Origin of the sequence: Pseudomonas sp. G(2018) (assembly GCF_005502415.1) — a bacterium.
Lineage (GTDB): Bacteria > Pseudomonadota > Gammaproteobacteria > Pseudomonadales > Pseudomonadaceae > Aquipseudomonas.
This window is the reverse complement of the sequence record NZ_SCOO01000065.1, coordinates 1-13883: the sequence shown is the minus strand read 5'-3', so window position 1 is coordinate 13883 and position 13883 is coordinate 1. Positions and strand designations below refer to the sequence as shown.

General features: G+C 47.8%; 11 protein-coding genes and 5 pseudogenes. 12 read left to right on the top strand and 4 right to left on the bottom strand.

Going from position 1 to position 13883, the window contains the following annotated elements; genetic code table 11:
• Positions 1–116: 116 nt before the first annotated feature.
• From FFS64_RS30455 to tnpB, 4 genes and pseudogenes are all read right to left on the bottom strand, one after another.
• Positions 117–449 (bottom strand): annotated as a pseudogene (locus FFS64_RS30455) (ATP-binding protein); the annotation flags it as partial.
• Positions 446–1467 (bottom strand): annotated as a pseudogene (gene istA, locus FFS64_RS30450) (IS21 family transposase). The pseudogenes FFS64_RS30455 and istA, both read right to left, overlap by 4 nt.
• An 84-nt stretch (positions 1468–1551) precedes the next feature.
• Positions 1552–2004: pseudogene (locus FFS64_RS30445) on the bottom strand (IS66 family transposase zinc-finger binding domain-containing protein); the annotation flags it as partial.
• Positions 2005–2043: 39 nt separating this feature from the next.
• The gene (gene tnpB / locus FFS64_RS30440) at positions 2044–2352 is read right to left on the bottom strand and encodes an IS66 family insertion sequence element accessory protein TnpB (protein WP_256660584.1); all 309 of its coding nucleotides are present in this window, start codon (positions 2350–2352) and stop codon (positions 2044–2046) included.
• A 115-nt stretch (positions 2353–2467) separates the two neighbouring features.
• Here tnpB and FFS64_RS30435 point away from each other — a divergent pair.
• The 12 genes and pseudogenes from FFS64_RS30435 to FFS64_RS31970 all read left to right on the top strand — a co-directional run.
• Positions 2468–2788, top strand: a pseudogene (locus tag FFS64_RS30435) (transposase); the annotation flags it as partial.
• A gap of 446 nt (positions 2789–3234) precedes the next feature.
• Positions 3235–5067 carry a hypothetical protein gene (locus FFS64_RS30430; protein WP_137808365.1) on the top strand — a complete coding sequence of 611 codons (1833 nt, stop codon included), beginning with the start codon at positions 3235–3237 and terminating at the stop codon, positions 5065–5067.
• Between the two features lie 78 nt (positions 5068–5145).
• Positions 5146–6255 (top strand): DegT/DnrJ/EryC1/StrS aminotransferase family protein, encoded by a 1110-nt coding sequence (locus FFS64_RS30425; protein WP_137808364.1) that lies wholly within the window; start codon positions 5146–5148, stop codon positions 6253–6255.
• A 43-nt stretch (positions 6256–6298) separates the two neighbouring features.
• Positions 6299–6997, top strand: coding sequence for a WbqC family protein (locus tag FFS64_RS30420; RefSeq protein ID WP_137808363.1), 699 nt, complete (start codon positions 6299–6301; stop codon positions 6995–6997).
• Positions 6998–6999: 2 nt separating this feature from the next.
• Complete coding sequence (locus FFS64_RS30415; RefSeq protein ID WP_137808362.1) at positions 7000–7962, top strand: glycosylase; 963 nt, start codon at positions 7000–7002, stop codon at positions 7960–7962.
• Between the two features lie 3 nt (positions 7963–7965).
• On the top strand, positions 7966–8925 hold the full coding sequence (locus FFS64_RS30410; RefSeq protein WP_137808361.1) for a hypothetical protein: 960 nt from the start codon (positions 7966–7968) through the stop codon (positions 8923–8925).
• Between the two features lie 2 nt (positions 8926–8927).
• Positions 8928–10124 carry a GNAT family N-acetyltransferase gene (locus tag FFS64_RS30405; protein WP_171017167.1) on the top strand — a complete coding sequence of 399 codons (1197 nt, stop codon included), beginning with the start codon at positions 8928–8930 and terminating at the stop codon, positions 10122–10124.
• Between the two features lie 93 nt (positions 10125–10217).
• Positions 10218–10778 carry a hypothetical protein gene (locus FFS64_RS30400; protein ID WP_137808359.1) on the top strand — a complete coding sequence of 187 codons (561 nt, stop codon included), beginning with the start codon at positions 10218–10220 and terminating at the stop codon, positions 10776–10778.
• Between the two features lie 91 nt (positions 10779–10869).
• Positions 10870–12051, top strand: coding sequence for a hypothetical protein (locus FFS64_RS30395; RefSeq protein ID WP_137808358.1), 1182 nt, complete (start codon positions 10870–10872; stop codon positions 12049–12051).
• A gap of 72 nt (positions 12052–12123) precedes the next feature.
• On the top strand, positions 12124–13041 hold the full coding sequence (locus FFS64_RS30390; protein WP_137808357.1) for a glycosyltransferase family 2 protein: 918 nt from the start codon (positions 12124–12126) through the stop codon (positions 13039–13041).
• 6 nt (positions 13042–13047) lie between these two features.
• The gene (locus tag FFS64_RS32350; RefSeq protein ID WP_137808356.1) at positions 13048–13461 is read left to right on the top strand and encodes a GtrA family protein; all 414 of its coding nucleotides are present in this window, start codon (positions 13048–13050) and stop codon (positions 13459–13461) included.
• Between the two features lie 197 nt (positions 13462–13658).
• Positions 13659–13740 (top strand): annotated as a pseudogene (locus FFS64_RS31970) (competence protein ComEA); the annotation flags it as partial.
• Positions 13741–13883: the final 143 nt, after the last annotated feature.

Sequence of the window (13883 nt, the reverse complement as noted above, 5' to 3'; positions counted from 1 at the left end):
CTCGATGGTTTTGATCTGTGGCGCAACCGCCCACATCAGGTTTTGACACCTCGATTTGTCGCCTGATTCGGTATAATCCACGGCATGATCTCCATGCCCGACAACCTTCCCGATGAGCCCGAAGGCCCGAGCAGCACGACGTTTTCCTTACGCTCGATGAAGGCCAGCCCGGCCAGTTCCAGGATCTGACTTTGCGGTGCGCCGCTGGCGAATTTGAAGTCGTATTGTTCAACCGTTTTCACCGCTGGCAGTCCGGATTGTTGCAGCAGCACCTGGCGCCGGCGCTCGTTTCGAGCGCGATCCTCACTCAGCAGAAGCTGCTCCAGAAAATCGGCATAGCTCGTTTCTTTTTCGGCCGCTTGCTGGGCCAGTGCCGGCCAGTCCGTCGCAAAAGTGTCCAGCTTGAACTGTTGGCAAAGAGACTCGATGCGCAGATGTTGAAGGTTCATGGACGTACCTCAAGCAATGCCTGATAGACCGAGAGCGGATGCTGCAAGCTTTCCACCGGCATGGGTTGGACGAGCGAAATCATGCTGCTCGCAACCCCTTGAATCTCTGGCAGGGGCAACAAGTGGTGCACTTCGGTATCCAGTCGGTTCTGGGGTATTCACCCGTCGTCGCATGGGTGCGAGCATTGGCGACCTCCATCAACCAAGGGCCTATCTTGCTGTTCGCGACCTCAACGTCCAACAGCAAGTTGACGTGGTTAAGTGACGCAGCCAGTGGCACGACGAAGCTGTTTTTCAAGTAGTGGTTGAAGCGCTCGACCTTGCCCTTGGTCTGCGCCCGATAAGGCCGGCAGACTTTCGGTGTGAAGCCGTAGCGCTCTGCCAAACTCAATAGCGCGGTATTCCAGCGGTGTTTGCCGGGGCCATACACATCGCGTTCCTGAATGATGGTTTTGGCGTTGTCGAAGAGTAGCTTTCGCGGCGTACCGCCGAAGAAACGCAGCGCCTTTTCAATACCGGAACACCAGGCGGCGGAGTCTTCGCGACGGGAGAAAACGACGTAGGTCGCACGGCTCCAGCCCAGTGTCGCGACGAATGCCAGCAGTGGATCGCGGCCAGGCCGAATGACGGTGAAGTCCACCTGCATCTGCTCACCGGGCTCGGTTTCAAAGCGAACGACGGCTTCGTTTGCCTTGGATTTCAAGGTCAGCAGAAAGCTGGTGAGAATGGAGTATCCGCCTTCGTAACCCTGTTCGCGGATCTCCCTCAACAGGACGATGGCGGGAATCCAATGGGGTCGAGCGGCTTCTACGCGCTGGCGCAGATAGGCCTCGAAAGGCACAAGCTTGCCCACGCGCTGCGCGCGCGGGCCATAGACGACGGGCTGGCGCTGGGCCTGTAATTTGAGGTGGCGTCGAATGGTATTGCGTGAGCAGCCCATCTGCCGGGCGATGGCCCGAATAGACAAACCCTGACGAATAAGAACACTGATTTCCACGTGTTGCTCCTGGGACAGCATGGGCAGCTCGCAAAAGCCGCATTTTGCCCAAGTGGGTCAGTTTTCAACCGGTAGGGTGGGTCAGTTTTGCATCGGTACTGACACATAAACTTTACGAACATGTTTGATCACACGGATCTGCATCGGCACGATTTCAAGCTGCTCGCTGACTTCTTCGCCGATGGCGTGTTTACGGCAGCCGGAGGCGCAAGTCAGTTCATGCTCGGGAAGTTCGTGGATGATCTCGATGCGCGGCAGATCGGCGGGCAGAGGCTTGCGTTTGCCACGACGCTTGGTGGGCGCAACGACCTCTTCCTCTGCGGCTTCGTCGACGGGCTCGGCGACGCTCTCCGCTTCATTGAAAAGGGCCAGTTGCGACGTTACCGGATCAGCCGACTGTTCGGACTTGCGTCCGAACAATCGCTGACGCAACAGCGCGTTTTCCTCTTCAAGATGAACGATTCGACCCTTGTGAGACTCGCGCTCACTCAACATTTGCTCAAGTAGTTGCTTGAGTAGCACGGGGTCATCAGGAAGGTCTTTGGACATGGAAATCATGCCCTGGATTATACCGAATCAGGCGACGAATCGCGGCGTCTAAACCTGATGAGGACGGTTACGCCAGAGGTCGAAACCGTCGAGCATCCAGTTGAGTTCCCGAACCGTCAGGACGATCACCTCGTCGGTCGCATCAGGCGATGTTTTGAATCGCTCGGATTCCAGGCGCTTGAGCCAAAGGCAGAACCCGTTGCGCTCGCAATACAATATCTTCACTCGGTTGCGAGGCTTGTTGAGAAAGACAAAAAGCACGGGGTCGAACACGGCGACCTGGATGTCCAGTTCGACCAGCGCGGCCAGGCCATCAATGGATTTTCGGAAGTCGACGGGTTTGGGGTACAGATACACTTTTCGACTTTGGCATCGGGTCGCATCATGACGAACTCGCTCCTGAGTGAATCGGGAGCACAGCATCCGGGATCAGATAGGCGCTTTGAATGTGGGGTTCATGGAGCGGTTACGTTATACCGGAGTGGAGAAACGCCCCGAGCATGAAGGTCGCCAGGTCATCTGGCAGATTGCCGCCCGGCGCAGCACCTACCAGAAACTGGGCAAGCGCAGCGTCCTGTACAAAGCCAAGCGCAAGATCGAAAAAGCCAAGGCGCAGATAAGGGCGAAGGTCGAGCACCCGTTCCGGGTGATCAAACGCCAGTTCGGTTATGTGAAGACGCGCTTCCGTGGCTTGGCCAAGAACACGGCACAGCTGGTGACGCTGTTTGCGCTGTCGAATCTGTGGATGGCCCGCCGACATTTACTGAGCAATGCAGGAGAGGTGCGCCTGTAATGTGGGGAATAGCCGCCGCGAGGTGCTCGCAGCGGCTAATAAAGACAGGAATGAGTGAGTGATCTGAGCGTTTTGGATCAACTCGTCACTTTCAAAATCGTCGGTGGCCGAAGTTGGCCAGAAACACCTGGCTACTTCAGACCATCCATAGGTGACGATTTTCCATTTTGGAAATTTGATGAAGGTCTGTAAATAGCGTGGTCCTTTTGCCCCAGCAACCGTGGTGGCTCAGTTTTATGAGGCCTTCCACCTCATGAGAGAGAAGCGGGGTAGTGCTTGCTGCCTCTGTCTGATGAGGCAAAAAATCTTACGGCCAAGGCCACTCGCGAGACGTTTTTTGGCTACTTCAGAGGACCGTAAGAAAGCTGAGCTGAAAGGGTGACGTTTTCTCTTTCGCAGATTAAACTGCCCTATTTTTACAGTGGCGGGCGTCTAAAGTGCAGGCAATGGAAATTAAAGGGGTAAGCCGTCTCGGTTCAAGGGGCTGGGAGAGCTGTTTACTCGTTTTCTTGATGGTCGGCACTATTTTTATTTTAGGTTGGCTGCTGAATTATGCCAACTACGGGCTAGAATTTTCGGATGAAGGTTACTATCTCGTATGGATGTCTAATCCTTTCAATTATGACTGGTCTATAACTCAATTCGGATTTATTTACCACCCTCTATACCTATTGCTGAATGGAGACATCGCACGACTAAGGCAAGTAAATATTTTAGTTGTGTTTTTTTTGGCGTGGTTCCTGATCAATACCCTGTTCAAGAAATCTACTTATGATTCTGCGCAAGTTGATTTTCAGCGGTTAGCATTGTCTGCAGGCTTTGCCGTGGTTTCACTTGCTTACTTTGCTCCATGGATACCTACACCGAGTTATAATAGCTTAGGCTTGCAAGCGATGCTAATTGTTGCGAGTGGGTTACTATTGGCCGAGGTTAAGCGGACCTCTAGCAGTATATTGGGTTGGGTTTTGATAGGTTTGGGTGGTTGGCTTGCATTTATGGCGAAGCCTCCGTTGGCCGCTGCGATGGGGGTGTGCGCAATCACCTACATACTCTTGAGTCGAAAGTTAAATCTTAATTTGCTGCTACTTTCGTTGGGTGTTGTGTTAGTGCTGTTGGTTTCAAGCGCATTGGCCATTGATGGGTCAGTTGCTGGTTTTATTTCTCGCTTGAGAACCGGAGTCGAGTTTTCCGCTCTTGTTGGTGCAGGGTATTCGCTTAGCCAGATATTTCGAGTTGATGAGTTCAGTCTAAGTCATCAAGAATTTCTTGTTTTTTGCACTCTGGTGGTAACGTCTTTTTTCGTGACTTATTTTGTATGTGCTTCAAATATCTTCTTGAAAGTCGCCGGAGTCGTACTTTCGGGATTATTTTTGGCATTCTGTATCAGCACAATATGTGGGGAGAGGGTATATAGTCTTAGTGGAGGTGCTTTTCAGGGGCTAATAATATGGGCAGTTCCTTTGGGGACGATTGCTTTCGGGGTGATCTCATATTTTTATAAGGCGCGCTTCAAGCTCAGTGGCGCTCAGTGCGCGCTCTCGTTAATTTTTGTTGTCTTTCCTCATGCATTTGCATTCGGGACTAACGGAAATTATTGGCAGGTTGGTAGTTATGCCGGGATATTTTGGGTACTCGCTGGCTTGGTTTTTATCTCTGGTAGCCTTTCAAATAGACATATGCGGATTGCGTTTTTTCCCTTGGCGCTAATCGCTCAAATTATTACGGTGTTGCTGTTGCAAACCGGGTTGGAAAATCCATACCGACAAGCAGAAGCCTTGCGGTTAAACCATTCGTCTACCGAAGTCGGGCAGCCAGGATCATTGCTTTTCTTGTCTGACGGTTATGCCAACTACGTCAATGAGGCAGTAGAGTTCGCCAGTACGGCAGGATTTGAGTCAGGTACACCGATAATTGACCTCACAGGCCAATCGCCGACGTTGCTATATGCCTTGCGGGCAGAGAGCATTGGGTATCCCTGGATTGCTGGCGGATACCCCGGTAGCCTGGAGGTTGCTAAACTTGGCCTGCGACGTGTTCCATGCGGTAAACTGGCTTCTGCTTGGTTACTTCTAGAGCCTGATGGACCTCGTGCGCTCTCTGGGGAACTGCTCAAAGACTCCGGAATTAATCTGTCCGAGCATTACCAGGTTGTCGCAAGTTGGGATACGGCGGAAGGTGCAGGCAGTTATAAAATACGACGTCATCAACAGCTATTAAAACCTCTCAGGTCAGGACGTTTAGCTGCTCAAGCCTGCGAAATTTTACGAGAAGGTACCTGATGCGACGGTGGCATCATACTGGAAAAATCACGCATTATTATTTAGCGATAGCTGCCTTTTAATATATTGGTGAGTTTCATGAAAAAAGACGACATTTTTGTTACCAAGCCAACGCTGCCGCCGCTTGATGAATTTATTCCGTATTTAGAGAAAATTTGGAGCAATAAAGTTCTCACGAATGGTGGTCCATTTCACCAAGAGTTGGAGCGGTCATTATGTGAGTATTTCGGTGTAGAGCACATCTGCTTGTTTACCAATGGTACCGTTGCCCTCGTTACGGCCCTGCAAGCTCTACGGGTCACTGGAGAGGTCATTACCACCCCCTATTCATTTGTCGCGACCTCTCATTCTTTGCTTTGGAACGGAATTAAGCCGGTCTTCGTGGATGTTGACCCGAAAACGCTCAATATTGATCCTGCTAAAATCGAGTCAGCTATTACTCCGCAGACTACCGCCATCATGCCCGTTCATTGCTATGGCCATCCTTGCGACGTGGACACAATTCAAAAGATTGCTGATAATTATAATTTAAAGATTATTTATGATGCGGCGCATGCCTTTGGTGTACAGGATGAGGGCGGAAGTATATTGCGGCATGGTGATCTGTCGGTATTAAGTTTTCATGCGACAAAAGTATTTAATACTTTTGAAGGTGGAGCGATTATATGCCCAGATGCTAAGACAAAAATTCGCATTGATCAGTTAAAGAATTTTGGGCATGTAGGAGAAATGAATGTTGTTGCTCCCGGTATCAATGGCAAGATGAGCGAGTTTAATGCCGCGCTTGGCTTGTTGCAGCTAAAGCACATTGACGTTTTTTTAGCGCGCCGCCAACTTATCGACGCTGCTTATCGTGAGCGTCTAAGCGATGTTGCCGGTGTTCGATGCCTGGGGGGATCGGGCGAGAAAGTTGCAAATTATGCATATTTCCCGATTCTTATAGGAAGCGATTATCCAATTTCCCGAGATGACCTTTATCAGCGGCTTAAAGATCGTGGCATCCACCCGCGGCGATATTTTTATCCGCTAATATCAGAGTTTCCGATGTATCGTGGTTTGCCATCCTCTCATCGAGAAAATCTGCCCTTGGCGACTTCGGCGGCACTACAAGTGCTGTGCCTCCCTATTTATCCTGACTTGGAAATTGAAGTCGTCGATGAAATTTGCTCGTTTATTAGAGGGGTGTAGGTGTGGAGCATCCCTATACTAAAACGTTCTGCGGTGGTTGGCAATGAAGCTCGCCATCATGCAGCCGTACTTTTTTCCTTATGTAGGCTATTTTCAGCTAATTGCTGCTGCAGATGTGTTCATTCTGTATGACAATATAAAATACACTAAAAAAGGCTGGATTAATCGAAATCGTATGCTTTTGAATGGGACGGATACTGTTTTTTCGTTGCCACTAAAAAAAGCTTCTGACTCACTTGACGTGATAGAGCGCCATCTGGCTGATGATTTTTGTCCAGATAAGCTATTAGCCCAGTTCAAAGGTGCTTATAGTCGCGCCCCGTTTTTTTCGGAAGTTTTTCCACTGCTTGAAACAATATTGTTGAGCGGGGAGCGTAATCTGTTCGCCTATATTCACAGGTCCATCGTGGAGATCTGTAGATATCTTGATGTAAAAACAGAAATTCGAGTCTCGTCAGCTATTAGCATTGATCATGATTTGAAAGGTCAAGATAAGGTTCTAGCGCTTTGCCAGTCAGTGATTGCGGATACTTATATAAATGCATCTGGAGGAATGGAACTTTATTCAGTTGATGCATTCAAGGGGCAGGGTGTTGAGTTAAAATTCATTAAATCGAAGCCTATTGAGTATGCTCAGTTCGGTAATCCATTTGTTCCTTGGTTATCCATTATCGATGTATTGATGTTCAATTCGCTCGGTGCTGTTCGCGAGTATATATTCACTAACTATGAATTAATATAGCCATGTTCCAGTGGAAAAAATTGGGTAAAGTATTTACCCCGCAGGAAGTAAGTGGGCGACCTTGGCTTAAAGAGTTTGCCCAGGCACCTGCATCGTTGATTCTTGACGACGTTGTCCGTATTTTTTTCTCTTGTCGTCCGCCAGCAGATGCCGATGGCAAGTACGTGAGTTATTCCGCATATGTCGATCTCGATCGCCATGATTTATTTTCAGTGCGGGACGTAGCAGAGCAGCCTATCTTGGGGTTGGGGGGGGTAGGCGAGTTCGACGAGTTCGGTATCTACCCTGTATCGGTGATCAGGGATGGGGAAGATGTTCGTGCTTACTACGCCGGCTGGACACGCTGTGAGTCTGTGCCGTTCAACGTAGCTATCGGCTGTGCAATTAGTCACGACAGTGGCAAGACCTTTAGCAAGCTAGGCAATGGTCCTGTGTTGAGTTACACACCCGACGAGCCTTTTGTACTGAGTGGTCCAAAAATTCGTAAATTCAACGGAATTTGGCATCTATTCTATATTGCCGGTCGTAAGTGGAAGCTGGTCGATGGACGCGCGGAACCGGTATATAAAATTCGAATGGCAACTTCAACTGATGGTGTGTGTTGGAGTAAAAGCAATAAGGATTTGATTTCGAGTCGGATTGAGGAGGACGAAGCGCAGGCAAGTCCGGATGTATTTTTCGCTAATGGAAAATACCATATGTTTTTTTGCTATCGTTACAGTAGCCACTATCGCGGAAAACAGAATGGGTATCGAATTGGATACGCCTCTAGCATTAATCTTATTGACTGGGTCAGAGATGATAGCAAGGCGGGAATAGATGTATCAGATCAGGGCTGGGACTCTGAAATGATCAGCTATCCGCATGTGTTCAATTTGGATGGCAAAACCTATATGGCATATCTCGGTGATCAAGTTGGCCGTAACGGTTTTGGTTTGGCGGTGCTTGAGGGTAACCTGGAGTAAGCAATGAAGTGGAAAAAGCTCGGTAAGATTTTCGACCCTACGCAGCACTCGTTGCCTAATGACTGTGTGCTGTTTGCCCAGTCGCCTCAAGTGCTGTTGTTTCATGACTTCGTACGCATCTATTTTTCCACCCGTGCAATTGACAAAAGTAACGGAAAGTACCTAAGCCATATTGCCTATGTTGATATGCGTAAAAATTTTCGCGATATCATCGGTGTGTCTGATAAGACGGTTATTCCGCTTGGCGAACTAGGCTGTTTTGACGAGCACGGTATTTTTCCGATGAGCGTATTGCGGCATGGCGATATCATATTGGGCTATACCTGCGGATGGAATCGACGCGCTTCGGTGTCGGTGGACACAGCTGTCGGCCTAGCTATCAGTCACGATGATGGCCTTACTTTCGAGCGCATAGGCAATGGCCCTGTCTTAGCTGCTTCCCTGCATGAACCTTGTTTGGTTGGCGATGGGTTTGTGAAGGTCGTCGATGATGTTTTTCATATGTGGTACATCTTCGGTACTGGATGGAAAAAATACGCGCCTGACGCAGCGCCGGACCGTACCTACAAGATCGGTCATGCGACGTCCTGTGATGGTATAAATTGGGTTAAAGAGGAATCGCGACGGATCATTTCTGACCGATTGGGGCAGGATGAAAGCCAGGCATTACCCACGGTGGTAGAAATCGACGGGTGCTTCCATATGTTTTTCTGCTATCGCGAATCCTTTGATTTCCGCAAGGGCAACGGGCGCGGTTACCGTATCGGTCATGCCTGGTCGAAGGATCTGGTAAGCTGGACGCGCGACGACGAACACCCACAACTCGAAGGTACCCATGGTGAATGGGACAGCGAAATGCAGTGCTATCCACACGTATTCGAGTGCGACGGAAAAGTTTACTTGCTCTACAATGGCAACGAATTTGGGCGCTACGGCTTCGGTTTGGCCGTGCTGGAAGTTTGAGCATGGCACTGGAAATCAGTTTAAATAAAGCATCAGTCGAGCAGATCGCGGCTCATCTTCTAGCTTGTGACCCTGTGTTCGTCCCCCCGTTGAGCGGTCGAGTCGATATCGGTAGCTACGCGAGCAAGATTGCCGAAAAATCTACGCGCTTCGAAGGGTGGGTAGAAGGGGAGTTGGTCGGGTTGGTCGCAGTCTATTGCAACGAAAAGGCTAATCCTCTTGCCTACATAACCAGCGTTAGCGTCCTTTCACAGTGGGGGGGGCAAGGTATAGCCTCACAGTTGATTAAGTGCTGCATTGATCATGTGAGCAAGCTTGGGTTTGTGCAAATTGAGTTGGAAGTGGACGAGCGAAACCAGGCTGCGACGCACCTTTATCAGAAGCACGGTTTCAAAATCAAGAAAAAAGACGCCTGTTCGGCGACTATGTGTTTGACAATGGCGAAGGAAATCAAGATGGAAACGCAACGCGATTACAATGTCGAGATCAAGGATACTGCCGATCACCAGTATGCGTATAGTTTCGATTTTGACGTTATGCATCCCTATATGATTCGCTCGTTTAAACCATTTTTCAACAATGGTAGTCTGCTTGAATTGGGTAGTTTCAAAGGTGATTTCACTCGACGTTTTCTAGAGCACTTCGATGATGTCACTTGCGTAGAAGCTTCCGAAGTAGCCATCGAAGAAGCAAAGCAAAAACTCGGTGATAAAGTTAAGTTTATCCATTCATTATTTGAGACTGCGGAATTACCGAAGCGGTACGACAATATCGTTCTAACTCATGTGTTGGAACATATTGATGATCCAGTACGAGTGCTCAAACGAATCAATGATGAATGGCTCGCTGAGGGTGGTAGATTCTTCCTGGTTTGCCCGAATGCCAACGCACCGTCTCGGCAGATAGCCGTCAAGATGGGTTTGATTTCTCATAACTCAGCGGTCACTCCTGCTGAACTAGAGCATGGGCATCGGTGCACATACTCGCTCGATACCTTGGAGCGTGATGCAGTAGCAGCTGGACTAAAGGTTGTCCATCGGACGGGTATTTTCTTCAAGGCACTCGCTAACTTTCAGTGGGACAAATTGCTGAATACAGACATTATTTCAGAGGAGTATCTGGAGGGCTGTTACAAGCTTGGCCAGCTCTATCCTGACTTGTGTTCAAGTGTTTTTTTGATGTGCGAGCGAGGGGATTAAACTCTTGGCGCTGCTTTAGTCTAAGTAGAGATAACGATTTATGCCTCCCCTTACTCAAGGGGGGCGGTGCCGAGTCTAAGGAAAGTCGCATCAATGATAAGTAGAAATGCGTTTAACGTTCTCCCTTTATCTATATTTGGGGTGGGGATATTAATAACGATTTCTGTTGTTTTGTGGGCGGCGGATAAGGGGCTAGGATTCGGCGATGAGGGTATTTATCTATTAGCCTCCCGTTATCCAGGCGAGATACAGCAAAATGTTTCGGCGATTTTCTCTTTCACCGGTCATCTTTTCATGTTGGTTAATTACAACCCTGTTTTATACAGGCAGGCTGGCGTTGTTTTGGTCATCTTGTCCGCAGTTGTATTTTGGTATGGGTTTTTAAAGTTATTGCTGGCGTTGCAGTCTGAAGCTGTTCGTATAAAGTATCTGAAGTACTATTCTTTACTGTTTATTGTGGCAGGCTCTCTCCTCCATTATCAATGGTCTTATCTTACGCCAAGCTATTACACCTTTACGGCCGTTGTAGTGAATTTGTTTGCAGGGTTCATCTGTATTGGCCTGGCGTGCCTGGATCCGACAAGAAAAAAATTGTTGCCCTACATCGCATATTTTGCAGCAGGAGTCATTTTTGGGTTAACGCTTTTTTTTTAAGTTTCCTACAGCAATACCGTTGTTGCTCTGTGCAATTGCCTTCACTTTGCTGCAAAGAGATGTTGCGTTCTTCGTACGGTTACGCCTCCTGATGTCAATTTTAATTGGCTTCTTGGTTTGGCTTGTTATTTATTTTGCCTTCGAACAGACACCGACGCGAACATTGGAGTTATTTAAAGAAGGCTGGAGTCTTTATCAAGCTCTAGGGCATCATAATCCGATTGATAAGCTTTTAACCTATCCTAAAGACCTTTTGGTGTTGTTATACACGGCGTTATTTGAATACTGGCCGTGCTACCTGATGATTGTTTTGGGCGCAGGAGTTGGTGTGGCTTTCAATAAGGTTAGCAATTTTCCTGATGCACAGCGTTTCTGGCGTTTGTTGATTTGGAGTGTAGTCGTATTGGCGCTGGTGATTTCCTTTGATGATGGTTTGAATGTTGATGTTCCAGATCGTTTTTTGACTTCTCCAGTTGAGGGTCGTACAAGGCCTTATCTTGCCTTTGAGCTTGCTTGGATTTTATTGCTAGGTGTCCTGTATTTGCTCGGGTCATTTAAAATTGTTTCAAAGTTGTTTTATCTTGATAAAACGCTTTTGCTTTTTCTCTTTTTGTTGATCGCCCCTGTTACTGGATCATTCGGTACGTCGAATCCAGTCTTCAATGTGATTCAGTTTTATGCGGTTCCTTGGTTTGGAGCGATTTTTTTACTTCTTACGATATTGATTGTTCGCACTGGAGCCGGTGTCGGTCTAATGGCAGTCGTTGTAATCGGTGTGTCTACTTATGTTTGTAGTCATGTGGTTCAGGGCGGTACGTTTGCGCCAGCACAACTTAAGCCTCTGAGTTTATATGATCAGAGTGTTCCTACACCTGTCGGGAATCCAGCATATATTTTGAATCTTGATGCTGAAACTAGCAGTGTAATCCAGGCGCTTTCAGTTGCGGCTAGAGCTAATGGGTTTCAACCCGGCGATGATATAATCGCTTTTAGGGAGATTCCCGGACTCGTATACGCGTTAGGTGGGCGGTCCCCCGGGCACCCTGTCTATCCCTGCTGCCTTAGTGAGCGTGCTAATGCTTATACCAGGCAAGCGCTGACGTTCTCGTATCCGGCTCGTCTTAAGAAATCTTTCGTTCTATTGGATGTAGACCCCACCCTTGACATCCCATCCATACTCGGTAGTGTAGGTATTAATTTTCCAGCTGATTATCAGGTTGTGGCGAGGGTAAATGGTCTAGGACGTAAATTTATAATGTATAGACCAAAATAAAGTATTGATTTACTTAAAGAAGCCTCAGCGGTACGCGTTGAGGTTCTTTTTTATCATTAGAGGCATGTGTAAATGAAAATCTCCTTTGTGATCCCTGTGTACCACAATGAGGGCGCAATTTCGAAAACCTATGAGAAGTTAGTCTCTGTATTTTCGAAAGATCTCCCAGAACATGAGTACGAAATCGTTTTTGTCGATGACGGCTCAAAAGACGGGTCACTGCGTGAGATTCTGTCCTTGAAAGAAAGGGACCCTCAAGTCAAGGGAGTTACTTTTACACGAAACTTTGGTCAGATGGCGGCCATGTTGGCGGGCTTCAAAGAAGCCACCGGAGATGCAATCATCAATATTTCGGCAGATATGCAGGATCCTGTCGAATTGATTCCTCAGATGATAGAGAAGTGGCAAACCGGTTCTGAGATTGTTATTTGCCATCGCACAGATCGCTCTGATTCATTTTTTTCAAAACTCTATTCCCGATTCGCGTATGGAGTTTTGCGGATGGCGCTTCCGCAAATTCCGCCGGGGGGCTTCGACTTTGTGTTGATGGATCGAAAGGTAATGGATGTTTTCAACGCCATCGATGTTCGACACAGGTTTTTCCAAGGTGATTTGCTATGGACCGGCTATCGCACTAGTTTTATTCCTTACGTCAGGCTCAAACGAACTATCGGTAAATCGCAGTATAATTTTTCAAAAAAATTGAAAAATTTTCTGGATGCCGTTCTGGATGCCTCTTACTTGCCTATTCGATTTATTTCGATGGCAGGGCTGCTTACTTCATTTCTTGGTGTTCTGTATAGCGCAAGTATTGTCGTTAGCTGGCTACGTGGTGAAACCCCATTCGCAGGCTGGGCTCCGATCATGATCGCGATTTTGTTGATTGGCGGGCTGATAATGGTCATGCTAGGCGTAATCGGTGAGTATATTTGGCGTATTAATGAAGAAGTGAGAAAACGTCCAAATTATGTCATTAGAGACAAATTCTGAGTCAATATGTCGGTGGACTACTGGGTGAAAAATCTTAGGCTCGAATTTTCGAAATTTACTCTCGTTGGGGGAGTGAATTTCGTCTTTACATTCATTTTGTTCTACTTGTGTGTGCGAATATTAAAGATTAACTACCTTGTGGCGATAGTCCTTGTGTCGTTGCTTGGGATGGTTCTTACCTACTGCTTGAATCATTCTTGGGTATTCAAACCAGAGGATAAGCTCGATTTCAAGTCTCGATTTTTGAAGTATTTGTTTTCTGGGTTTCTCTCGATCGGTTTGAATGTGCTGGCACTGCACTATGTGGTTTCCAAAACTGGGTTTGATCCGTTTTATGTACAAATTGCACTCATTCCACTCATAGTGGTATTCAATTTTTCTACTGCAAAATTTTGGTCTTTGCGTCGGAAAACTGAATGATTCACCTGACCCTCAATGACATGAGTTTTGTTATTTGATGTGTAGCGAACGGGTGACTATTTTCTAGCGAGATGACGCGGGTTTCGCACTACATATTCTGTAACTGACACATTTTTGACACCCTCCATTCATCGCCTAAGTTTGGGAGGCAGCTTCGGAAAAGCTGCTTTCTCAATCGATGTCATGGAGCGTCATTTATGCGTACTGGTTATTTCTACTCTCTGGTTTTTGCCCTGCTCACAAGCGCCTCTATCGCGGCTGTTGCGGCGCCGGCTGTGAAGTCGGAGACCAGCGGTACTCCAATGGTGAGTAACCGCTCCACGAACCCCACATTCAAAGTCGCGATTTGATGCCTGATGCTGTGCTCCCGATCTCTTTCAGAAGCCAGCGGCCATGATGCGTCCCGATGCCAAAGTTGAAAA